Source organism: Halomonas halocynthiae DSM 14573, assembly GCF_000425725.1.
Taxonomy (GTDB): Bacteria; Pseudomonadota; Gammaproteobacteria; order Pseudomonadales; family Halomonadaceae; genus Halomonas; species Halomonas halocynthiae.
Genome location: NZ_AUDZ01000013.1, coordinates 193,726 through 217,451, shown reverse-complemented (window position 1 = coordinate 217,451; position 23,726 = coordinate 193,726). Strand labels below are relative to the sequence as shown.

Below are 23,726 nucleotides of genomic sequence, written 5' to 3'. Positions count from 1 at the left end.
TATTGTTAGCACTGAAATAACCTTGCCGTCCAGCATGCGAGAGCTGGCTCGCTTATAATGTCGCTGCATTTATCATCCAACATATAAGTGAGCCTTCCCCATGACCCAGGACGAACTCAAAGACGCTGTGGCTGCAGCAGCCATTGACGAGATCCGCCCGCTACTTGGGCGCGATGTTGTTATCGGCATTGGTACCGGCTCCACAGCTAACTGTTTCATTGACCGCCTGGCCGCTCTGCAAGGTGAGTTTCGCGGCGCTGTCGCCAGTTCTGAAGCCAGCGCCCAGCGCCTTGTAAGCCATGGCATCGATGTCTTTGAGCTTAATGAAATAGGTACACTTCCCGTCTATGTAGACGGTGCAGACGAAGTAAACGCTCACTTACATATGATCAAAGGTGGCGGTGCTGCTCTAACTCGCGAGAAAATTGTTGCTGCCTGTGCTCAGCGTTTTATTTGCATTGCCGATGCCTCAAAACGGGTTGAGCGCTTGGGCAACTTCCCATTACCGGTCGAAGTTATTCCCATGGCTCGCTCCTATGTCGCCCGCGAGCTGGCCCAGCTAGGGGCTGAGCCAGTCTACCGAATGGGCACACTAACCGATAACGGCAACCAAATTCTTGACTGCTATGACTTCGCAATAAGCGATCCACTGACGATGGAAGCGCGAATCAACGCCATCGTCGGTGTTGTGACCAACGGCCTATTCGCTGCTCGTGGGGCAGACCTGCTACTGCTGGGAAGTAAAGACGGCGTAGAAAAAATTAGCGCCGCGTGAAGGAAGGCAACAGCACATCTAACCCAGCCATGGTGCGCTCAAGCGCGCCACGGTTGGCTTCCACCACGCGCTGAGCCGCCTCACCCAGCTGGCGCCGAGCGACAGGATCGCTCAACAAGCGCTTCAACACGTCAGCCAACGTCACCTCATCCTCCACCTCCACCAGCGCATCAGCCGCGCGCATCACCTCTGCCACATCGCTAAAATTGGCCAGCTGCGTACCGCTAACGACCGGTATGCCAAATACTGCCGGCTCCAGCAGGTTATGCCCACCAACAGGCACTAGGCTGCCACCTACGAACGCCAGTTGCCCAGCGCAATACAGCGCCTGCAGCTCGCCCATGGTATCGCCCAGATAAACAGAGGTTGCCTCATCCGGCAGCTCGCCTAAAGAACGACGCGCCAGCGTAGCGCCTTGTTCGTGACACAGCTGTGCTACGGCATCAAAGCGCTGCGGGTGTCGCGGCACCAAAATCAGTAGCGCATCCGGCAACCTTTCACACAACAGGCGATGGGCGGCCAAAACCTGCTCGTCTTCTCCAGGATGGGTCGACCCGGCAACCCACACTGGGCGTCCCGACACACAAGAAAGCAAGTGCTTACTTACCTCAAAGAGCTTTCTATCAGAGGAAACATCAAACTTTAGCGACCCCGTTATCTGCGATTTTTCAGCGGCCATGCCCAAGCAATAGAAACGCGCGGCATCTGCCTCAGATTTGGCACCTAACCAGTCCACATGGGAAAGCGCATCGCCCATCAAGCGTCGCACTTTGCGATACCCAACAAAGGCGCGCTCAGAAAGCCGGCCGTTAACCACGGCAACCGGCACGCCATAACTTGAGCAGGACGCAAGCAGGTTAGGCCACAGTTCGGTTTCAAAAAAAATAGCCAATGAAGGGCTCAGGCGTGCCACAAAACGACGGGCGGCACAGGGAAAGTCTAACGGCACAAAATGGTGGCGAATCATACCGTTGCTGTTGTTGGCCAGCCTCAGGGCTTGCTGAGCACCAGTAGCTGTCATGGTGGTAATGACTAATGGACGTTGCGGGTAAGCTTTCCGCAGCGTGTCAATTAGCGGCTTTGCCGCGACAACCTCTCCCACTGACGAACAATGCAGCCATAGTGAGCGCTCACTACCACTCAGGCAGTCAGGGGCAGCGGGGATATAGCCCAAGCGCTCCAAGCGCGATCGCCCAGGTAGCTGCTCGCGCCAAACGCGATGCCATATCAGCGGTGAGAGCGCCATCAACGTGGCGCTATAAAACCGCCGAATCCAGGGGTGACCGGCCACTTGCTGGCTAGCGCTCGCGGTCAAGAATGGTCGAAATCATGGCGGTGGTGGAAACACCGTCTTCAAAGTCAAGCACACGCACGTCGCCTCCTGCAGCCCGCACAGCGTCACCTCCTGCAATATCATCAGGATGATAATCCCCGCCTTTCACCAGCACATCGGGTAACACCGCTTCAATCAACCGTTGAGGGGTATCTTCTGTAAACGGCACCACCCAGTCCACAGCACCAAGGCCCGCCAACACCTGCATACGCCGCATTAGCGGGTTAATCGGCCGTGCTGGGCCTTTAAGGCGTACCACCGAGGCATCGTCGTTAACCGCCACAATCAACCGTTCGCCCAAGCGACGCGCCTGCTCCAGATAAGCCACATGGCCAGCGTGCAGGATATCAAAACACCCATTAGTCATTACCACACGCTCACCACGCGCCTGAGCCGCCTTGACTGCAGCCAACAGTGCCGTTTCCTCGATAACGCCATAGTCGCCCAGTGTATTGCCGTGCAGGGCGGTATAAAGCTCAGCAATAGACAGCGTTGCGGTGCCCGGTTTAGCAACAACCAAACCCGCCGCCAAATTCGCCAACAGCATGGACTCAGGCCAGCCATGCCCTGCCGCCAGCGCCAGGCCCAGTACACCTATCACGGTATCGCCCGCGCCAGTCACGTCATAAACTTCACGGGCTCGTGTGGGCAAATGTAGTGGCTCATGGCCTTCGCACACTAACGTCATGCCTTTTTCGCTACGCGTGATAAGCACCGCTTCGAGCGCTAGCTCCCTACGCAGCGCTTCGCCACGCAGCGCCAGAGTGGCATCATCGGGGCAGTGCCCCACAACTGCCTCAAACTCGACCAGATTTGGCGTAATAACACTGGCCCCTCGGTATTTAGAAAAATCACTACCTTTGGGGTCCACCAATACGCGTTTGCCTTGCGAACGCCCCAGAACAATCAGTTTCTGAACGTCTGACAGCGTGCCTTTACCGTAGTCAGAAAGAATCATCACGTCTGCAGAAGGCAGTGCTTCTTCGACTTGAGCAGCCAGCCCTGCGGGGTCTACCTGCTCCAAGCCTTCTTCGAAATCAAGACGGATCAGTTGCTGGTTACGGCTCATTACCCGCAGCTTAGTAATCGTTGGTATTTCGCTGTCATAGTCGAAGTAAGTACTTACACCGGAGTCATTGAGCCGCTGTTGCAGGCGCTGGGCATTATCATCATTACCCACCACACCAGCCAACCCGGCATGAGCCCCCAGGGAGGCAATATTCAGTGCCACATTGGCCGCACCGCCAGGGCGGTCTTCGGCCTCACCAACACGCACCACCGGTACGGGGGCCTCGGGCGAAATGCGAGAAGTAGCACCATGCCAATAACGGTCGAGCATCACATCGCCCACCACCAACAAACGGCTATGCTCTAGGGCGGTCAGATTAAGCTTCATAAGGTAGCTCCGTTATCTTGCGGCTTGCTGAAGCGGCCAGCAGCGCGTCGAGCGAGGCGATGACATCATCTGCGGTAATTAACGACATCGCTTCTGGGTGACGAACCCTCTGCCCCCAGGTAATGGTTTCAGGGTCTTTATGCAGATATTCGCGCACCGCGTCAGGGTAGCGATTAACGACAAAATCGCGCCAACGCCAGGGGCCGGCTCGGTCAGGATTGGTCGTGGCAAAAAGCCCCACCACAGGTGTGTTCAGCGCATTAGCCATATGAACGGGCCCTGAGTCTGGTGCGACCACGGCCCGCGCCCGGTCAATCAGCGCCAGCAATCCTTTAAGCGATGACTCGCCGATCAGGTCAATCACTGCCCCTGGCTGAGAGAGCTCAGCAATACGTTGCCCTACCTCACGCTCTTCAGTGCTTCCTCCTCCGGTTAGCACTGTCGGCAGGCCGTGCTGAACCCACAGGTGCTCTACCACCGCGGCATAGCCTTCAGCAGACCAGTTACGAAAATTGCGTAACCGCGGGTTAGCGCATGGACTCATTAGTACATAGGGCCCCGTTCCGGCCAGCCCAACAGCTTCTTGGTATGCCGTTTCGGGAATGGATAGTCCCCATTCTGGGGTGAGATCTTCAACGCCCAGCAAGCGTGCGAAGTCCATGAAAGAATCCAGCACATGGGCGCGTGGGTGCGCAGGCAGCTGGCGCTGGGTAAACCAGTGCTGAGCATCTTTGGCGCGCGCTTTATCATAGCCGACTCGCACGTCAGCCTTCAGACCTAGCGACAGCACGCTAGCACGCAACGCCTGCTGCATATGCAGCAAAACGTCAAACCGAGTGTCGGCCAGCTCACGCCACAGGGCGCGCATGCCGGACAGTCCGCTTGTCTTGTCATAAACGACAAGCTCGACCCCAGACAGGCCCGACAGTAAACTGTATTCGCCCTTGCCGACGATCCAAGTGATTCGCGCCTCGGGCCACTGGCGTTGAAGGGCGCGTACCGTTGGCACCAGGTTACAGACATCACCCAGAGCCGAGAGTCGCAGCACGCCGATATGTGCAGGCCGGGCGGGCAGAGGATGCTTCATGCGATTGGCAACATTTCAGACAAGAAAGACCTGCATTCTATATGATGCTGAGCGTTTATGTGACGCCAAGCATTATCCGCGTATTCAGGTGGCGCATTTCACGCCCGATTTCTGGCGTAATCAGCAGCGGGTATTAGGTACAGCACCAGGGCGTGGCAGCAGCGTATTTATCAATCCCTCTAACTTAAGCAGTGACCCTGCCTGGGTGCTTCGCCCTTATTTGCGTGGCGGGATGGCGGCAAAAATCAGCCGACAGCGTTATCTATGGACAGGGCTTGAGCGCACTCGCGCATTTTGTGAAATGCGCTTGTTAGCTAAGCTTTACCAGCAAGGGCTGCCGGTACCTCGCCCAGTAGGAGCCTGTGTTACCCGCGCTAAGCTCACCTGGAGCGGAGCGCTGATCACCGTCTGTATTCCTCAGGCCCGCACATTGGCCGACCTGGTGCTGGCGCATGGCGCTGATTCCACCCTACTCGAGCAGGTCGGCAGTGTTATTCGCCGTTTTCACGAAGCGGGGCTTGATCATGTTGATCTCAACGCCCGCAACCTACTGATTGATGCTGAGAACAAGGTCTGGCTGATCGACCTGGACCGTTGCCGGCTGCGCCGCCCAGGGCGGTGGCAGTCGGCCAATCTTGCACGACTAGGCCGCTCATTGGCTCGCTTTGACAACGCCTCTGACAGCGCCATGGCAGACATTCAACTTGGCTATCGCAATGTCTCTTCATCTTGATTATTCATACCTTAAAACCGAAGTAAGTACTTACTTTTTTATGGCATTAACAAGGCTTCCGTGTAAGCCTCAACCAACCGAGCTACATGGCGCTGCTGGGTGAAGTCTCGCGCCACTTGCTGCTGCCCAGCACGCCCCATCTGGCAACGAAGATTCGCGTCCTGAATGAGCTCCAGCATAGCGTGTGCCCAGCCGTTAGCGTCATCAGGATCAACCAAACGGCCAAATGTTGGGTTGACCAGCTCAGCAATGGCCCCACTATTGGCACCGATCACTGGGCGTGATGCGGCCATAGCTTCAATGACCGTGAGTCCGAAAGCTTCATTGCGTGAAGGCACGCAAACAATATCCAGCACATTCAGGCAGTGTGGTAGGTCATTACGGAACCCGGTGAACGTCACCTGTTGTTCAAGTCCGGCCTTCGCAACCCGCTGGCGCAACTCAGCCACCAAGTCTGCATGGCTGCCTTGCTCTGCCGTCAACCCGCCGATCACAAGCGCATGCCAGCGCTGCGACGAAGGTATGTCAGCCAACCGCACCAGTGCGTCAATGAAAACCCGCTGCCCTTTTCCCGGAGTAATACGGCCAGGTAAACCAATAGCGACTGCACCTTCGGGAATCCCCAGTTCAGCGCGAAATGCCTCGTGCTCCTGAGGCCCCAGCGGCGTGTCATAAGACGCTGTATCAATGCCGAGATACAGCCGCTCGATACGCTCGGAAGGTAGCGGAAAAGCAGCAAGGTTACGTTGACGTGTTGTTTCACTGATCGAAAATAATCGCGTTACCCGACCATAGGCCCAGCGGTGGTACAGGTCACGCTTGGGTCGCGTCACCCCCATATGATCCGTAAAAAACAACCGCAGCCGTGAATTGAGGGTAACCAACAAGGCCCCCAAACGCAGGTCACTGGATTTATGGCAGTGCAGTACGCGAATATCATGGGCTTTCAGGTAGCTTAGTATCGACGTTACCGATAACAGCGCCCGAGTGCGCGACGACATCGTTAGTGGTTCGATACCTGCACGACGTAAACTATCAGCCACTAGAGAGCCTTCAAGCGCCAAGCCGTGGACCTCCCACCCTTGGCGCGTCAGCTCCGGTATAATTCGAGCAGGATACATCTCCAGACCGCCCCAGCCGCTCGAGAGACACACATGCATGACCTTACGAAAATTCGTCTTGTGAAAATCTGCCTTATGAGACTCTGTTGTATTGAACAAGGGGTCCTCCTTGACGGTAACGGGACGCGAGAGCCCCAATGAAACATACCCAAGCTACCGAACCCAGCAAAATACTGGTCGTACGCAACGATAAACTGGGCGACTTCATGCTGGCTTGGCCTGCGCTGGCCACACTCAAGGCGGCATCGCCCAAGCCACACATTACTGCGCTGGTGCCTAATTATACGGCAGCCTTAGCCAGAGCCTGCCCGTGGATCGATGACATTATTCTTGATCCAGGCGACCAGGCCGATGCTCAAGCTCAGCGAAAACTGCGCCAAGACGTCACTGAGCGAGGCTTTGATGCGCTGTTAACGCTGTTTTCCACACCGCGTATCGGCTGGCTTGGCTGGCGCACTGGCATCAAGTTACGCCTAGCACCTGCCACCAAGTGGGCACAGATTTTTTATAATCGGCGTGTCACGCAGCGTAGGTCCCGCTCACAGAAGCCGGAATATATTTACAATATCGAACTGGCCGAGGCGTTGCTCAACGAACTTGGCATAACGCTTCCTGAGCGCCCTGTGCCACCTTACTGGCCAATAGCAAACGACCAGCGCAGCCGCCAGCGACACGCCATTACACAAGCACTTGGAATACGCGCAGAGAATGACGCAGATACGCCTTGGATCTACCTCCATCCTGGCAGTGGCGGCTCAGCAGTTAATCTGACTCCCAGAGCGTATGCGCTGCTGGCACAGGATGTCGACAGCCGTTGTCGCTCAGCGGGCCTCACTCCTCACTGGATCATTACCTCTGGGCCGGGTGAGGAAGCCATCGCCGACTCGTTGTGCAACACCATGCAAAACTGCCACCTGAAAGCTTCCCGTTTACCGCCAGGCAGCGGCATTGTTGCCTTTGCACATCAACTGTCAGCGGCAGACATGTTTATCGCTGGCTCTACTGGGCCACTGCATATTGCCGCCTGTTTAGACCGCCCCACCGCTGGCTTCTACCCTTCACGGCGCTCAGCTACCCCACTGCGCTGGCAAACCTGTAATCAGCCGGCCCGACGGCTAGCATTTTGCCCCCCCTCTGATGCTGATGAGGCTGACATGCAGTCCATTGACCTGCCAGCTGCCGCAGCGCAAATTGCTCAACAGCTGACTGACACGTTCACACAGGAGATCCGTGAATGACGCCTATCACCGGCATTATCATCACGCTCAACGAAGCCGATAATATTACAGAATGTATCGCGTCACTGAAGCCAGTGTGCGATGAAATCATTGTGGTCGACTCTAACAGCCAGGATGACACCGCAGTACGGGCAACAGCGGCTGGCGCACAAGTCATTTCTCAGTCGTACCTAGGCGATGGTCCGCAGAAAGCGTTTGCCGTTCCCCAGGCTAAGAATGACTGGATCCTAGCGCTGGATGCCGATGAGCGCTTGGATGACGATGCCATTGCGGCAATTCATCAGCTGGCATTGGATGACCCGAAAACAGCTTATCGCTTTCGGCGGCGCAATTTTGCTGGCCATCACTGGGTAAAAGCTGCCGGGTTCTACCCAGATCCGGTCACTCGGCTGTACAACCGCACCACATCAGGCTATCTGCCCAAAAAAGCCCATTCATCGGTTAAGGCGCCTAAGGAGGTCGACCTCAACGCCCATATCTGTCATTTCACCTATCGTGACTTGTCACACTGGATTACTCGTATCAACCAGCTATCAAGCCGCGACGCCTGGGCCATGAAAGAGCGCGGGAAAAAGCCATCAAACTGGCGTCCAGCGCTGCATGCCATCAATGCCATGCTACGCAAGCTGATTTTCAAGGGCGGTATTTTTCAGGGCGCTGACGGTATGACGGTAGCTATCACCACCGCCTTTCATGCCTACATGAAATACGCCAAGCTCAACGAGCTGTATGAAAACGAACGAGCCGCCAAACACAACGACTCGACCGATTAACCGGCTGTCTGCTCCGCTAAAATGGCGTGCAGTAAGCGTTCTGGAGAAAGATGGTTCAAGCAATTGGTATGCCCCAAAGGGCACACGCGTTTGAAACACGGCGAACAATCGAGCGCCAGATAGTGAATAACAGCGTTGCTGGTCATGGGGGGGGTGTAAGTGGGCGAAGAGGAACCGTAAATCGCCTGAATCCTGGTACCCGCTGCCGCTGCTACATGCATTAACCCCGAATCATTGGTTACCGCCTGCTGACAGGCGGCTAACAGATCTACCGCATCTGCCAGCTGGGTACGGCCGCATAAGTTATACACATGGCCCAAGCCTTCGGCGATGGCATCACCATCACTTTTATCCTTGGGCCCTCCCATCACCCATACCTCAAACCCGCGTTCGACCAGCGCCTCAGCAAGGCGATGGAAGTGCGCTAGTGGCCATTGCTTAGCCGGGCCGTATTCCGCCCCTGGCATGAAAGCTATCGCTGGGCGATTTGCCAATGCCAGCTCGCTCAGCAAACGCGCTTGGTTGTCTGGGTCACAACGCAGCCGAGGCGCTGGCAACGCAAAATCGCCCCGCTGTGCGGCTTCTTGGCTGATACCCAAAGAAACAAAACGTTTGACCGTCTGATCCAGCACGGCCTTATCGAGCTGACGACGCTCATTGAGCAGCACCAAGCGCTGCTCACCGATAAACCCTGTGCGCTTGGGAATGCGCGCCAGAAATGGCACCAGCGCAGACTTCCATGAGCGCGGCAACACAATGGCACGCTCAAAGCGCCCGCGCAGCTGGCTAGCCAGTCGCCAGCGCGTAGCAAAACCGAACTCACCATGCCCTACCTCAAGCGCTACCGCTTCATCCACCTCATCCATGCGTTCTATAATCGGCAACGACCACGCCGGCGCGACTACACAGAGATAGGCACTAGGGTTGCTGGCCTTGAGTGTCATGAACAAGCTCTGCGCCATCACCATGTCGCCGACCCAGGATGGGCCGACCACGAGAATGCGCTCGCCAGAAATGCCAGCGTCAGCCATTCAACTGCTCCAGATACTCGCGCACGCCTTGAGCTACTGTGCGGAACTCCTTGATATACCCTGCATCACGCAGCTTACTGATATCGGCCCGGGTATAACTCTGATAGCGGCCCTTAAGTTCATCGGGAAACTCAATAAAATCGATCTGCCCACGGCCATAATAATCAACTACTGCCTCACCAATCGCCTTGAAGGGTTCGGCGCGGCCCGTGCCAAGGTTAAAAATGCCAGAGGCGTCGGGGTTATCGAGAAACCACAGGTTCACGTCAACCACATCACCGACGTAAACGAAGTCGCGGCTCTGCATACCGGCGTCGAAACCATCCCAGGCACCAAACAATTTAAGATTCTGGCCGCTGGCAATCTGGGTATGGTGGTGATATGCCACGCTGGCCATCTTACCTTTGTGCTGCTCACGCGGACCATAAACATTGAAGTAGCGAAAACCTACCACCTGACTTTCAAACTCGTGCTGACGTGCGCGCACATACTGGTCAAACAGCAGCTTGGAATAACCATAAACGTTAAGGGGCTTTTCATGCTCCGGTGCTTCAACAAACACCTCGCTACCACCGTAGGTGGCCGCCGACGAGGCATAAATAAACGGGATACCTTGGCGCTGACAGAAGTGCAGCAGCTCTTTGGAGTATTCAAAGTTGTTCTGCAACATGAAGCGGCCATCCCACTCGGTCGTATCCGAGCAGGCACCTTCATGAAAAATCGCTTCGATAGGCGGTAAATGTGAAGGCTTGCCGTTAAGCGCCGCACGAACCCGCTCAAGAAAGTCATCTTTATCCAGGTAATCGCCTAGCGTGGCATCAGCCAGGTTCACGAACTTGGTGCCGTCGCGAAGATCATCCACAACCAAGATATCGTTATGGCCACGGGCATTCAGTGCCTTTACCAGATTCGAACCGATAAAACCGGCTCCGCCTGTCACTACAATCATGGAATCATCCTCTTTTTTTGCGGGCCATACAGATTGCTGAAGGACTGCGCCTATAACCCACCTCTCGGGAATTGTATACTTGACGGCTCGTTAATTCATGGCCAATGGTGCTTCTCCAATGACACAGTCGATGCCAGACGTGACAACCTTTCAGGGACTGATTCTTGCCCTGCAGCAGTACTGGGCCGATCAGGGCTGCGTAGTACTCCAGCCGCTGGACATGGAAGTCGGCGCCGGTACGTTTCATCCGGCAACCTTCCTACGCTCCATCGGCCCAGAAAATTGGAATGCTGCCTATGTGCAGCCTTCCCGTCGCCCGACCGACGGCCGCTACGGCGAAAACCCTAATCGCCTACAGCATTACTACCAGTTCCAGGTAGTAATGAAGCCTTCACCGGAAAATTTTCAGGAGCTATTTCTAGGCTCGCTCAAGCACCTAGGGCTTGATCCGTTAGTGCATGATATCCGTTTTGTTGAAGATAACTGGGAATCACCAACGCTGGGCGCTTGGGGCCTGGGCTGGGAAATCTGGCTTAACGGCATGGAAGTCACCCAGTTCACCTACTTCCAACAAGCTGGCGGTATCGAATGCTACCCCGTCACCGGCGAGCTAACCTATGGCCTTGAGCGCATTGCCATGTATCTCCAAGATGTGGACAGCATCTACGACCTCGTCTGGACCGTGGCTCCAGATGGCTCGAAAGTTACCTACGGCGATGTCTATCTACAAAATGAGCGCGAACAATCAGCCTACAACTTTGAACATGCTGATGTTGATACGCTGTTTGGCCACTTTGACTACCACGAAAATGAGTGCACCAAGTTGCTGGAGGCCAAGCTTCCATTGCCCGCCTACGAGCAAGTACTCAAGGCATCACATACCTTTAACCTGCTCGATGCTCGTCACGCCATTTCAGTAACCGAACGCCAGCGCTACATTCTGCGCGTACGCACCATGGCTCGTGAAGTGGCTCAGGCCTATTACAATTCACGCAAAGCTGCCGGCTTCCCATTGGCTTCCGAGGCACTTCGTAACGAACTGCTTGAGCAAGACAATCACGCCGAACAGGGAGATGCATAAGCATGACTGCCCATACCCTACTGGTTGAACTCGGTGTAGAAGAATTGCCGCCGAGCGCTATTGATAGTTTATCCGATGCGTTTGCAGCAGGACTAAAACGCGGCCTTACCGACGCAGGTGTTACCTTCGGCCAGGTCACGGCTCATGCCAGCCCTCGCCGCCTGGCTGTTACCATCGACGCGCTGGCTGACAAACAGCCGGACCGTGATGTCGAGCGCCGCGGCCCTGCGCTAGCAGCCGCATACAAGGATGGCCAGCCGACCAAGGCTGTCGAAGGGTTCGCTCGTTCCTGCGGAGTCAGTATTGATCAGCTGATCCATCTAGAAACTGACAAAGGGACTTGGCTTGGCTACCGCGATGTACAACAGGGTGAAGCCACTGTAGCACTGCTACCGGCCATTCTTGAAAAAGCCATTGCTGCACTGCCGGTACCCAAATACATGCGCTGGGGTGCATCACGAATTGAGTTCTCTCGCCCTGTTCATTGGTTAGTCATGCTCTACGGCAATGATGTGGTATCGGCTAATGCGCTTGGCTTGAGCGCTGACCGTATCACTTATGGCCATCGTTTCCATGCCCCCCAGCCCATCACCCTTGACCACGCTGACGACTATGTTTCAGCGCTGAATAACGCCTGGGTACTGGTTGATAGTGACGTTCGTCGTGAGCGCATCCGTGAGCAAGTACTCGCTGAAGCCGAGTTAATGGGCGCATCTGCCGTTATCGACGAAGACTTGCTGACCGAAGTCAACGGCTTGGTGGAATGGCCAGTGGCATTGGCCGGTAGCTTCGACGAACGTTTCCTAGACGTGCCAGCAGAGTGCCTGGTGTCGTCCATGAAGGCTAACCAGAAATACTTCCACCTGCTGGATGAAAACGGCAAGCTCAAACCAGCGTTTGTCACCATTTCCAATATCGACAGCCAAGATCCCGAACAAGTGATTTCTGGCAACGAAAAAGTCATTCGCCCTCGCCTAGCCGATGCAGCCTTCTTCTATGAAACTGATCGCAGCAAAAAGCTTGCTGAACGAGTGCCGCTGCTTGAGAGCGTGGTGTTTCAAAAGCAGCTGGGCAGTTTGGCTGACAAAGCCAAACGCAGCGCAGTTATTGCCGCTCATATTGCTAACCGCATCGGCGGTGATGAAAGCAACGCTCAGCGCGCCGCTAGCTTGGCTAAATGCGACTTGATGACAGAGATGGTGCTCGAATTTCCCGAGCTTCAAGGCATCATGGGCCACTACTACGCTAAACACGATGGCGAGGATGCAGAGGTCGCTCAGGCAATTGAGGAGCAGTACCTGCCGCGTCATGCTGGCGATGCCATTCCTACCACTCGTACTGGCCAGGCACTCGCCATCGCTGACCGACTGGATACCTTGACCGGTATTTTCGGTATCGGACAGCGTCCAAGTGGCACCAAAGACCCCTTTGCTCTGCGCCGTGCGGCTATTGGTGTGCTTAACATTCTGATTAAAGGTGAGCTCTCGCTGGATCTTCGCGAACTACTGGAGTTAGCAACCGCTCAGCACCATGACCTATCCAAAGCCGATGGTCTTGCCGATGATGTACTGAACTATATGCTCGACCGATTCCGTGCCTGGGCACAGGAAGAAGGTATTGGCCCTGAAACTTACCTGGCTGTGCGTGCGCGGCCAGTTACTGCACCGCTGGACTTCGCTCGTCGCCTGAGAGCCGTTCACCAGTTTGCCGGACACGAAGAAGCCGCCGCATTGGCTGCCGCTAACAAACGTGTTTCTAACATCCTTGCGAAACAGAAGCATAGCGGAAGCACGACGGTCGTTACCGAACTTCTTCAGGAAGATGCCGAGAAGGCACTTCAACAGGCGCTGGACGACCGCCGCTCTGCGGTGACACCGCTGCTTGCCGAGGCTCGCTACAGCGAAGCGTTAGATGCTCTGGCCAACCTTCGCAAACCCGTCGATAGCTTTTTTGACCAAGTAATGGTCATGGCAGACAATGATGCCGTGCGCAACAACCGCTTAGCACTGCTGGCTAGCCTGCAGGCGCTATTTCTGGAGGTCGCGGATATCGCCGAACTGCAGCACTAAGCGTTGAAAAACAGCTAGCACCTCACCGAAAATAAATAAAAGCATTCCCAGGCGCCATGTTTCATGTGAAACATGGCGCTTTTTACTCTCTAGCAACGAAACATTTCACAACACTCAGCACAAAACGCCCCCGGCAGAACACGCATTGTTTCACGTGAAACACCGGCTTAAACTGACCAGGGTTCTTCTTATTAGTACAAGGCTTTCCAGAATGGCTCAAAAACTCGTCATCCTCGACCGTGACGGCGTTATTAACCACGACTCGATTAACTACGTGAAACGTGTCGAAGAGTGGATTCCCTATCCCTCTTCAATCCAAGCAATTGCACGCCTGACCAAAGCAGGATACCGAGTAGCGATTGCTACCAATCAGTCAGGTATCGCAAGACAGTACTACAACACAGATACGCTAAACCAGATTCACCAACGGATGAGCGATATCGTGACAGAAGCAGGAGGTCACCTTGATCATATTGCTTATTGTCCACACGTGGATGCCAACGAATGTGATTGCCGCAAACCGCGCCCAGGCTTGCTGTACCAAATCCAGTCAGCTCTTGAGCTGCCCGATTTAGAAGGCTCTTGGATGGTAGGCGACAGCTTACGGGACATTCAGGCGGGTAGCCGTGCAGGTTGCCAGCCTGTTCTCGTGCGCACAGGCAACGGCAATGACACCCTACGGGACTGCCCCGACATCACCCGCCTTGTTCCTGGCACCTTGGTATTCGATGACTTAGCGAGTTTTGTTGAGCAGTTATTGAGCGCATCATCGAAAAACACTCACACCGCTTAATTCGGTATAAAAAAAGCCCCGACCACTAGTTAAATAGGCGGGGCTTTAGCATTGCATTACGACTTACGTTGACACTGTTACTTACCTGGCTGTTTCACGTGAAACAAAAAAGCAAGTTAGACATCCAGGTTTGCCGTCAGCGCATTGCGATCAATAAACTCTCTGCGCGGCTCGACTTCGTCCCCCATCAATGTGTTGAACATCATATCTGCCGCAACAGCATCCTCAATGGTTACACGCAGCATACGGCGCGACTCTGGATCCATGGTGGTTTCCCACAACTGGTCGGGGTTCATCTCTCCCAGCCCCTTGTAACGCTGAACTGACAGCCCTCGCTGGGCCTCAGCCATCAGCCATTCCAAGGCTTGAGTAAAGCTAGATACCGGCTTGCTGCGCTCGCCTCGGGCAACTTTTGCGCCCGCTTCCAGAAGGTTTTCCAGGCGCTCACCTAATGCAGCTAAAGCGCGGTAATCGATGCTGTTGAAGAAGTCCTCGCCCCAGACATAGTCGGTAGTCACACCATGCACGACCAGCGATGCCGAGGGTAAGAAGAAACCACGCTCACTGTCTTCTGTCAGGCTGAAGGTATAACGCGGGCCACCCTCATGAGCGATCAGTGCATCAATCTCGCTTTGCAGACCATCAATCCAAGTCTGCATAGTGATGCGATCAGTGAGATTACTTTCCTCAAGCGGCGCTGCATAAACAATCCGTTGCAGCACAGCATTTGGATATACGCGTGACAAGCGCTCAATACGCTGCATAACATCACGGTATTGATGCACCAGCTCTTCCAGCTGCTCACCTTGAATAGGCGGCGCATCAGCATTAACAAAAAGCCGCGCGCCATCCAGCGCCGTAGATGTCAGATAATTGGTCATAGCTTCCTCATCTTTGAGGTAGCTTTCTTGCTTGCCGCGCTTGATCTTGTATAGCGGCGGCTGCGCAATAAACACGTGCCCGCGTTCAATCAGCTGGACCATTTGGCGGAAGAAAAAGGTTAGTAACAGTGTACGAATATGCGAGCCGTCTACGTCAGCATCCGTCATGATGATGATGGAATGATAACGTAGCTTGTCAGGATCGAACTCTTCGCGGCCAATACCACAACCCAATGCAGTGATCAGCGTACCGACTTCAGCAGAAGACAGCATTTTGTCGAAACGTGCTTTTTCAACGTTAAGAATTTTACCCTTCAATGGAAGAATGGCCTGGGTGCGGCGATCACGCCCCTGCTTAGCACTGCCACCAGCTGAGTCACCCTCCACCAGATACAGTTCAGAAAGGCTGGGATCTTTTTCCTGACAGTCAGCCAGTTTTCCAGGCAGGCCAGCAATATCGAGCGCCCCTTTGCGGCGCGTCATATCCCGCGCTTTACGAGCCGCCTCGCGGGCTCGCGCAGCATCAATCATTTTACCAACAATGGCCTTGGCCTCATTGGGCTTCTCGGTCAGATACTCAGAAAACAGCTTCCCCATTTCCTGCTCAACCGCAGTCCGGACCTCTGACGAAACCAGCTTCTCCTTAGTCTGAGAAGAAAATTTCGGGTCTGGCACCTTCACCGAAATAATTGCCGTCAAGCCTTCCCGAGCATCATCACCAGATGTCTGCACTTTCGCCCTACCAGCTAGGCCTTCTGCTTCAATATAATGATTAAGCGTACGAGTTAAGCCAGCACGAAACCCAGCCAAATGAGCACCGCCGTCGCGCTGGGGAATATTATTGGTGTAGCAGAAAATATTTTCGGTAAAGGTGTCCGTCCATTGCATGGCCACTTCAACACCCACACCATCTTCCCGCTCTTCATTGAAATGAAAAACAGGATTCAATACCGTTTTATTGCTATTAAGATGATCAACGAAGGCTCGCAACCCACCCTCATAATGAAAGAGCTCTTCCTTCCCAGAGCGCTCATCAAGAAGGCGAATAGCCACACCTGAATTAAGAAACGATAACTCACGCAGGCGCTTGGCTAAAACTTCATAATGAAATTCAATGTTCTCAAACGTTTCAGCAGACGGCCTGAAGTGAACTCGGCTGCCACTTTTCTCTGTTTGACCGACCACTTTCAGCGGAGAGGCAGGCACCCCATGATGGTAAACCTGTTCATGCACTTCATTATTTCGCCAAATAGTAAGCTTAAGCTCTTCTGACAGCGCGTTAACAACAGACACACCTACGCCATGGAGCCCACCAGACACCTTGTAGGAATTATCATCAAACTTTCCGCCAGCATGCAGTACCGTCATGATGACTTCTGCTGCAGAAACTCCTTCTTCCTCATGGATATCTGTGGGTATTCCGCGCCCGTTATCACTAACAGTAATCGACTCACCAGGATGAATGACTACGCGAATTTCGCTGCAGTGACCCGCCAGCGCTTCATCAATGGAGTTGTCCACCAGCTCAAAAACCATGTGATGAAGGCCTGTGCCATCATCGGTATCACCGATGTACATGCCAGGCCGCTTGCGTACCGCATCCAGGCCCTTGAGCACCTTGATGCTTGATGAATTGTAAGCCTGCTCGGTCATTTATTACTCCATCGTAGCGTCTGTCTGTCCATTGGCGACCTCTACTATCTTTTCTCGATTTCGCCATGTTTCACGTGAAACATCGAAACTGCCGTGTCCGTTTGCCAGCCGCCATTTAGTGCCTCTGGGTCAACACTGGTAATGAATGCCTGGCAGCGCATTTTTTCAAGCCACTGGCAGAATACCCGCCGATGACCAGCATCCAGTTCTGCCGGAAGGTCGTCGACGAGGTAAAGGCATGAGCGCCCTGTCGCCTGTTCCAACAAGCGCCCTTGAGCAAGCTTGAGCGCGCTGACAACGAGCTTTAACTGCCCTCGGGAAAGCACCTCAGTAGCTGGCCGCTTACAATAGCGAACAGCCATATCAGCACGCTGCGGCCCTTGCTGAGTAAAGCCCATTTGCCGATCCGTGCCTCGCCCCTGCAACAGCACCTCAACTAATTCTCGTTTCCGGTCCCAGCCTCTTGTGTAACGCAGTTCTAAGCCCGGTAAATCAATCAACCCACTAAGCGTTTCAATAAATACTGGATCAAAAGCCTGCATCCAATCACGACGCATGGCATCAAGCGCTTCACCCCAGTTTACTAATTCCTGGTCCCAAACATCGAACGCTGAAGCGTCCATTCTATCATGTCTGAGCAAGGCATTCCGATGTTTGAGCGCTCTACGAAAGTTGCGCCAAACCGTCATGAAGTCATGTTTCACGTGAAACACACCCCAATCAATAAACTCACGCCTGCCACCTGGCGCCCCCTCAAGAAGGCGAAACGCATCAGGGTTAATCAGTTGCAAGGGTAACGCCTCAACAAGCCGAGCAAGGCGATCAACTTTCTCGCTGGCTAGACGAATCTCCAGTTCGCTGGCGTCTCGGTGTCGTCGAATACCTACCGGCACAGAGGGAGCGCCAAGCGGCTCACTAGGCAGACGCGCGTGCAAAAGGAGCTGGTCGGATTCGTGAGATATCGCATGACGAAGGTGCCTGGTTCGAAAAGACCGTCCCATACCTAGGATATGAATTCCTTCCAACAGGCTGGTCTTGCCGCTACCGTTATCGCCAACAAACACATTGATGTCAGGGCTTGGCTCTAGCACAAAATGCTTAAGATTCCTAAGCCCTTGAAAGGAAAGATGATTTATAGGCATGTAACGCCTTTTTTGGCAGCACAAAAAGTCCTGCCAAAACGATTAAAGGCGCATTGGCATGACAACATAAAGTGCATCACCACCACCCGGCTCCTCTAGCAGAGCACTGCTGCTTGAGTCCGCCAACGTGATTTGAACACGATCCTCATTAAGTACACTGAGTACATCAATCAGGTAGCTGACGTTAAAACCAATCTCCAGGGATTGGCCGCTATATTCCACACCAACATACTCTTCGGCTTCTTCTTGCTCAGGGTTGTTAGCCATCACCTTGAGGCTACTTTCTTCAAGATAGAGCCGCACACCGCGATATTTTTCATTAGATAAAATGGATGCGCGTGACAAAGACTGACGCAAACCCGCACGATCAGCAATCAGCACTTTGTCTCCCCCTCGAGGTACTACACGGTCATAATCGGGGAACTTGCCATCAACCAACTTGGACGTGAAAGTAAAGTCACCGGTATGGGCCCGCACATGGCTTGTGCCCAACGTTAAGCTGACGGGGTCGTCACCATCGTCCAGCAAGCGCACCAGCTCTGTTACCCCCTTGCGCGGCAAAATGAGCTTATGTGTCTCACTCAGGGGCGTTTCTACTGGGCGGGTACACATCGCCAGGCGGTGGCCGTCAGTTGCGACAGAGCGCACCATATTGCCACTGAACTCCAACAGCATACCGTTGAGGTAATAGCGAACATCCTGCTGCGCCATAGCAAAAGCAGAGGTATCGATGAGGTGTTTGAGCGTTCCCCGCGGCAAACTCAGCTCAATATCAGACTCGCTATCATCAATGCTCGGGAATTCTGCAGATGGCAATGTAGATAGCGCAAATCGTGAACGCCCACTACGCAACACAACACGATCATTTTCTTCCAACGAAAATTGCAATTCCGCCATATCTGGCAATGACTTGCAGATATCCATCAGCTTACGAGCCGGCAAAGTAATGCTGCCAGGCTGATCAACATGACTCGCGATTGTGCGCCCCACCAACTCCACCTCAAGATCACTGCCTGTCAGTGACACCTGATCCTGCTCTACCTGGACCAGCACATTGGAGAGCACCGGCAGAGTATTACGGCGGTCAACTACACCAGCAACAAGGGCTAGTGGTCGCAACAGTGCTTCTCGGGAAATGGAAAATTTCATTTCGTCTCCGCGTCTTGTCCTGTAACGATCCAAATCTACCGCACGCGATTCGGATCAGTCTGAGCGTTGTATCAATATCAGATCAGCTGGTCAGTAACCGCAGCAGATTCTGGTAATCTTCGCGAATATCCGCGTTTTCTTCCTGTAGCTCTTTCACTTTTCGGCATGCATGCAGAACCGTTGTATGATCACGGCCTCCGAAGGCATCACCAATTTCTGGCAGGCTATGGTTGGTCAGCTCTTTGGCCAATGCCATCGCCACTTGCCGTGGTCTGGCAATTGAGCGCGAGCGCCGCTTTGACAGCATTTCATTCAGCTTCAGCTTGTAATACTCAGCAACCGTGCGCTGAATGTTATCTACTCCAACCTGCTTGTCCTGAAGCGCCAGGAGGTCTTTGAGAGACTCGCGAATGAAATCCTGAGTAATGGGCTTGCCCATAAAGTGAGAGTCGGCAATGACTTTTTTCAGCGCCCCTTCAAGCTCACGAACGTTAGAACGTATTTTCTTGGCAATAAAAAACGCCGCTTCGTGGGGCAAGTCTACCTTGGCCTGGTCGGCCTTTTTCATCAGGATTGCGACTCTGGTTTCAAGCTCAGGAGGCTCAATTGCCACCGTCAACCCCCAGCCAAACCGCGACTTCAGACGTTCTTCTACTCCACTGATCTCTTTGGGATAGCGGTCAGAGGTAAGAATCATTTGCTGGCCGCCCTCAAGCAGCGCGTTAAAGGTGTGGAAAAACTCTTCCTGAGACCGCTCTTTGCCAGCAAAAAACTGAATATCATCTATCAACAGCGCATCGACACTACGATAAAAGCGCTTGAAGTCGTTAATGGCATTCAGCTGCAGCGCCTTGACCATATCAGCCACAAAACGCTCAGAATGCAGATAGACAACCCGAGCATTGCTGCGCCGAGTGGCCAGTGCATTACCTACAGCATGCATCAGGTGGGTCTTACCCAAACCAACACCACCATACAAAAACAACGGGTTATACGCACCACCAGGATTCTCTGACACCTGGCGTGAAGCGGCTTTTGCTAATTGGTTCGACTTACCTTCGACAAAAGTATCGAAAGTAAAGTTAGGATTCAGCCCACTGTTATGTTTGATGCTGCCCTCTACCTGCACTTGCCGCTCAGCAGGGCGCTGGAACTCACTGCTCGTGCCCTCCCTCGCGGGCCGGCTACCTGCATCACGGCTGCTATCAGAACCACCACCCACTGCTGGAGTGTGTATAGAAGAAGCGCTAGGTGTAGCAGATACAGGCTGACCCAGCTCGCGTGGCATCGGGGCAGATGGCGGAGCAGCAGCACGGCGGCTACCAACCACGACGACCAATTTAGGTGGCTGACCTGATGAAAAATCACGCATTAGCTCCGTGATGCGCTGCACATATTTGTCACACACCCAGTCGCGCACGAAACGATTGGGAGCCAACAGTCGCAACTGATTAGCCCCTTCTTCTTCCTCTGCTTGAAGAGGACGAATCCAAGTATTGAAATGCTGTGAGCTGAGCTCATCCTGCAGGGTTTCCAGGCATTGTTGCCAAAGTACAATCGACACGCGGCCGCACCCCTGGGTTAAAAAGCGAATTTAAGAACGGCGGTTATTGTATCGCTCAAAAGCACAGTTATCCACACCCAGCGAACCGGCGACAACTTGTGGAAAAGTGGCAATAGAGACAGGTATTTTATGGTGATGGTCTGTCAGCATTGTTAGCGCTGTGGGTAACATCGCATGTTATTCACCGATGATCCACAGCTTTCCAGCGGCTTGCCACACGCTTTTTCACAGAGAAATCACAAGCTCAACCTTTTGTTTTAAAAAACATTAAATAGATTATCAACAGATTTTATCCCCATACATAATAACAAGGTATTACAGAACTTCTATATAATAGTTATTATTAAGGGTAATTCTGGACAACAACAGAAACCCCTCTCATCTCATCAGAAGAATTGCGCCGCGCCGCGCAAGTCTCTACAATCTCCGGTCCTTGACCGAATCTGTTTGGATTCCGAAAGGAACCCAACACCAATGCAATACCCGATTTTTCAGAAACCTACTTGTGGGAATGACCTGTTATGAAACGCACATTTCAACCCAGCGTTATCAAGCGTAAGCGCAACCATGGCTTCCGCGCTCGCATGGCCACCAAAGCCGGCCGTGCTGTCCTGGCGCGTCGTCGCGCTAAAGGACGTAAGCGTCTCAGCGCCTGATTGCTGATTGCGCGTGTCCTGTCAGGGCTACCCCCGGCGGCTGCGATTGCTGACCGCCGGTGATTATCGTCACGTATTTGATACGGCAACCTGCAAGGTACATGGCAAAGGCTTGATGGCACTGGCAGCACCAAGCAACCTGGGGCATCCGCGCCTTGGTTTGATTTTCAGCAAGAAAAATGTGCGCCGCGCCGTCGACCGAAATCGCTTCAAACGTATCGCACGAGAGTCCATCCGGCTTCGCCAGCACCAGCTCCCACCTGTGGATATTGTGCTGCTGGCACGGCGTGGACTTGTTGAGCTGGATAACGAAACGGTTCATCGACAGCTTCATGGCATGTGGCGACGCTTAGATCGAGAATTACAGAAACTCGAAAACAGCCGTTGACTATCTGAGTGCCATGACCACAAGCCTTCGCCGTTCACGTTTTGTCATTCACGTTGATGTACTGCTTGACGAAGCCGTGTTAAGCACCGACGCTCAGTACCTGACATTGGCCTGCCCCTGGCAGGCTTTTGTTCATCTCAGGTGTGCGAGCTATGTTTCGCCATCGGAATGTTCACTCCCCCATCGGGCAGACCCTTCATGGACATAAAACGACTATTTCTGCTGATTCCACTGGCGCTTCTTGCCTACCTGATCATCGTGCAGTGGAACAAGGACTACGGCCAGCCAGTCACCGCGCATCAGGCGCCACCGACGGTAACCAACCAGCAAAACAGTGAGCCCTCGGGGTCAGCTGATAGCGCGTTATCAGCCCCCAGTCAGCCGGCCAGCAACGATGGTCTTGCAGGCTCTCTTCCTGGGCAGGTTCCTGTGCAGGCCGCCACTAACAGCCGTGATCTGATTGCTATTACCACCGATGTTTTAGATCTGCGCATCGACCCAGTTGGTGGTGATGTGGTCTATGCGGCGCTGCTTAAGCATGATCAGACCCAAGAAGGTGACCAACCCTTTGTGCTGCTGAACATTCCCACAGCAAATAAAGGGGGTTCGTATTACACCGCAAAATCTGGGCTCAGCCTGAGTGACTACAAAGGGCGTATCGACTACACGTCACAAGAGCCGGAATATCGCCTCGCAAAAGGGGATGATCAGTTGGATGTTGCGCTCACTGCCAACATCAACGGAGTCGATGTCATCAAACGTTTCGAGCTGGAACGTGACAGCTATGCAGTAAAAGTTTCTTACCATTTAGCCAATGAAAGTGAGACACCCGTCACGGCACGCTTTATCGGCCAGCTCGTCAGAGACAACAGCCCCGACCCGTCTAGTGGCCCCAAAATGGGCATGAAGTCTTTCTTGGGTGCGGCTTTTTCATCGCCTGATACACGCTATGAAAAAATCAACTTTGATGACATTCAAGAAGGAAAAGTTGATAACCGTGATGCCAAAGGTGGCTGGGTTGCCATGATCCAGCATTACTTCACTACGGCTTGGGCTCCCCCTCAGAATCAGCAAAACCTCTACTACACCAGCACCGATGCCCAGGGCCGTAACTTGGCCGTGTTTGCCGGCCCCAATGTCACCGTGGCACCAGGTAGCAATGCTGATCTAGAAGCAACGCTATATATGGGCCCTAAGGTGCAAAAAGACCTCAAAGAAGTCGCGCCTAACCTGGAGCTGACCGTCGATTTTGGCTGGCTATGGTTCATCGCCAACCCGCTGTTTTGGCTGCTCGAAAAGATCCACAGCCTGATAGGTAACTGGGGCTGGTCTATCGTTCTCTTGACGGTGATGGTCAAAGCCGCATTGTGGCCACTATCTGCCAAGGCATACAAATCTATGGGGCGCATGCGTAAGCTCGGCCCAGAAATGCAACGCCTGAAAGAGCAGTTTGGCGACGACCGCCAGAAAATGTCTCAGGAAATGATGAAGTTCTACCAGAAGGAAAAGATCAACCCTCTGGGTGGCTGTTTGCCAATACTGATACAGATGCCGGTATTTATTGCCCTATACTGGATGTTGTTAGAGTCGGTTGAGCTGCGCCACGCGCCTTTCATGTTCTGGATTCATGACCTGTCGGTCAAAGATCCTTACTTCATCCTGCCGATTCTGATGGGTGCCTCGATGTTTGTGCAACAGATGCTCAACCCGACACCTCCAGACCCGACTCAGGCCAAGATCATGAAGATGCTGCCTATCGTCTTCACTTTCTTCTTCCTGTGGTTCCCTGCTGGTCTGGTCATCTACTGGGTAACCAACAACGTCATTTCGATCGCGCAGCAGTATTACATCACGCGTCAGATTGAAAATGACCCATCCGTCGGCAAGGGGCTTAAGACCAAGTAGCCCAACGGT

General features: G+C 53.7%; 20 protein-coding genes. 10 read left to right on the top strand and 10 right to left on the bottom strand.

Translation table 11 applies throughout. The features are described 5' to 3' along the window. Nucleotides 1-100: 100 nt before the first annotated feature. Complete coding sequence (gene rpiA, locus H616_RS0101025; RefSeq protein ID WP_027965696.1) at nt 101-775, top strand: ribose-5-phosphate isomerase RpiA; 675 nt, start codon at nt 101-103, stop codon at nt 773-775. On the opposite strand, the gene waaA is transcribed toward rpiA, so the two are convergent. The 3 genes from waaA to H616_RS0101010 are packed head-to-tail and all read right to left on the bottom strand — an operon-like array spanning nt 762 to nt 4,591. Next, the gene (gene waaA / locus H616_RS0101020; RefSeq protein ID WP_027965695.1) at nt 762-2,090 is read right to left on the bottom strand and encodes a lipid IV(A) 3-deoxy-D-manno-octulosonic acid transferase; all 1,329 of its coding nucleotides are present in this window, start codon (nt 2,088-2,090) and stop codon (nt 762-764) included. The two genes, rpiA and waaA, sit on opposite strands and share 14 nt — an antisense overlap. Continuing rightward, on the bottom strand, nt 2,074-3,504 hold the full coding sequence (hldE, locus tag H616_RS0101015) for a bifunctional D-glycero-beta-D-manno-heptose-7-phosphate kinase/D-glycero-beta-D-manno-heptose 1-phosphate adenylyltransferase HldE (protein ID WP_027965694.1): 1,431 nt from the start codon (nt 3,502-3,504) through the stop codon (nt 2,074-2,076). Before hldE ends, waaA begins: the two co-directional genes overlap by 17 nt. Then, the gene (locus tag H616_RS0101010; RefSeq protein ID WP_027965693.1) at nt 3,494-4,591 is read right to left on the bottom strand and encodes a glycosyltransferase family 9 protein; all 1,098 of its coding nucleotides are present in this window, start codon (nt 4,589-4,591) and stop codon (nt 3,494-3,496) included. The genes hldE and H616_RS0101010 overlap by 11 nt, the downstream gene beginning before the upstream one ends. Between H616_RS0101010 and H616_RS0101005 the strand changes: the two genes are divergently transcribed. After that, complete coding sequence (locus H616_RS0101005) at nt 4,590-5,324, top strand: 3-deoxy-D-manno-octulosonic acid kinase (RefSeq protein ID WP_027965692.1); 735 nt, start codon at nt 4,590-4,592, stop codon at nt 5,322-5,324. The two genes, H616_RS0101010 and H616_RS0101005, sit on opposite strands and share 2 nt — an antisense overlap. A gap of 38 nt (nt 5,325-5,362) precedes the next feature. On the opposite strand, the gene H616_RS0101000 is transcribed toward H616_RS0101005, so the two are convergent. After that, nucleotides 5,363-6,544 carry a glycosyltransferase family 4 protein gene (locus tag H616_RS0101000; RefSeq protein ID WP_240470508.1) on the bottom strand — a complete coding sequence of 394 codons (1,182 nt, stop codon included), beginning with the start codon at nt 6,542-6,544 and terminating at the stop codon, nt 5,363-5,365. 38 nt (nt 6,545-6,582) lie between these two features. Between H616_RS0101000 and H616_RS0100995 the strand changes: the two genes are divergently transcribed. Together H616_RS0100995 and H616_RS0100990 are read left to right on the top strand one after the other, a co-directional pair. Beyond that, nucleotides 6,583-7,683 (top strand): glycosyltransferase family 9 protein, encoded by a 1,101-nt coding sequence (locus H616_RS0100995; RefSeq protein WP_027965690.1) that lies wholly within the window; start codon nt 6,583-6,585, stop codon nt 7,681-7,683. Continuing rightward, complete coding sequence (locus tag H616_RS0100990) at nt 7,680-8,456, top strand: glycosyltransferase family 2 protein (RefSeq protein WP_027965689.1); 777 nt, start codon at nt 7,680-7,682, stop codon at nt 8,454-8,456. The genes H616_RS0100995 and H616_RS0100990 overlap by 4 nt, the downstream gene beginning before the upstream one ends. Here the strand turns inward: H616_RS0100990 and waaF are convergent. Then, nucleotides 8,453-9,487 carry a lipopolysaccharide heptosyltransferase II gene (gene waaF / locus H616_RS0100985; protein ID WP_027965688.1) on the bottom strand — a complete coding sequence of 345 codons (1,035 nt, stop codon included), beginning with the start codon at nt 9,485-9,487 and terminating at the stop codon, nt 8,453-8,455. The genes H616_RS0100990 and waaF overlap by 4 nt on opposite strands. Further along, nucleotides 9,480-10,436, bottom strand: a complete 957-nt coding sequence (gene rfaD, locus H616_RS0100980) for an ADP-glyceromanno-heptose 6-epimerase (protein WP_027965687.1) — start codon at nt 10,434-10,436, stop codon at nt 9,480-9,482. Before rfaD ends, waaF begins: the two co-directional genes overlap by 8 nt. 118 nt (nt 10,437-10,554) lie before the next feature. On the opposite strand from rfaD, the gene glyQ reads away from it, so the two are divergent. The 3 genes from glyQ (at nt 10,555) to gmhB (ending at nt 14,379) form a co-directional block, all read left to right on the top strand. Next, on the top strand, nt 10,555-11,517 hold the full coding sequence (glyQ, locus tag H616_RS0100975) for a glycine--tRNA ligase subunit alpha (RefSeq protein WP_035572241.1): 963 nt from the start codon (nt 10,555-10,557) through the stop codon (nt 11,515-11,517). 2 nt (nt 11,518-11,519) lie between these two features. Continuing rightward, nucleotides 11,520-13,586 carry a glycine--tRNA ligase subunit beta gene (glyS, locus tag H616_RS0100970; protein WP_027965685.1) on the top strand — a complete coding sequence of 689 codons (2,067 nt, stop codon included), beginning with the start codon at nt 11,520-11,522 and terminating at the stop codon, nt 13,584-13,586. A gap of 211 nt (nt 13,587-13,797) precedes the next feature. Next, complete coding sequence (gene gmhB / locus H616_RS0100965; protein ID WP_027965684.1) at nt 13,798-14,379, top strand: D-glycero-beta-D-manno-heptose 1,7-bisphosphate 7-phosphatase; 582 nt, start codon at nt 13,798-13,800, stop codon at nt 14,377-14,379. 116 nt (nt 14,380-14,495) lie between these two features. On the opposite strand, the gene gyrB is transcribed toward gmhB, so the two are convergent. The 4 genes from gyrB to dnaA form a co-directional block, all read right to left on the bottom strand. Next, the gene (gene gyrB / locus H616_RS0100960; protein WP_027965683.1) at nt 14,496-16,913 is read right to left on the bottom strand and encodes a DNA topoisomerase (ATP-hydrolyzing) subunit B; all 2,418 of its coding nucleotides are present in this window, start codon (nt 16,911-16,913) and stop codon (nt 14,496-14,498) included. A 44-nt stretch (nt 16,914-16,957) separates the two neighbouring features. After that, the gene (gene recF / locus H616_RS0100955; RefSeq protein WP_027965682.1) at nt 16,958-18,055 is read right to left on the bottom strand and encodes a DNA replication/repair protein RecF; all 1,098 of its coding nucleotides are present in this window, start codon (nt 18,053-18,055) and stop codon (nt 16,958-16,960) included. 42 nt (nt 18,056-18,097) lie between these two features. After that, the gene (gene dnaN, locus H616_RS0100950; RefSeq protein ID WP_027965681.1) at nt 18,098-19,204 is read right to left on the bottom strand and encodes a DNA polymerase III subunit beta; all 1,107 of its coding nucleotides are present in this window, start codon (nt 19,202-19,204) and stop codon (nt 18,098-18,100) included. A gap of 82 nt (nt 19,205-19,286) precedes the next feature. Continuing rightward, entirely contained in the window at nt 19,287-20,768 is a 1,482-nt protein-coding gene (gene dnaA, locus H616_RS0100945; RefSeq protein ID WP_027965680.1) for a chromosomal replication initiator protein DnaA, read from the bottom strand. A 521-nt stretch (nt 20,769-21,289) separates the two neighbouring features. Here dnaA and rpmH point away from each other — a divergent pair. From rpmH to yidC, 3 genes are all read left to right on the top strand, one after another. Next, the gene (rpmH, locus tag H616_RS0100940; protein WP_027965679.1) at nt 21,290-21,424 is read left to right on the top strand and encodes a 50S ribosomal protein L34; all 135 of its coding nucleotides are present in this window, start codon (nt 21,290-21,292) and stop codon (nt 21,422-21,424) included. 13 nt (nt 21,425-21,437) lie between these two features. Further along, entirely contained in the window at nt 21,438-21,812 is a 375-nt protein-coding gene (rnpA, locus tag H616_RS0100935) for a ribonuclease P protein component (RefSeq protein ID WP_027965678.1), read from the top strand. A 198-nt stretch (nt 21,813-22,010) separates the two neighbouring features. After that, complete coding sequence (gene yidC / locus H616_RS0100930) at nt 22,011-23,717, top strand: membrane protein insertase YidC (RefSeq protein WP_027965677.1); 1,707 nt, start codon at nt 22,011-22,013, stop codon at nt 23,715-23,717. Nucleotides 23,718-23,726: the final 9 nt, after the last annotated feature.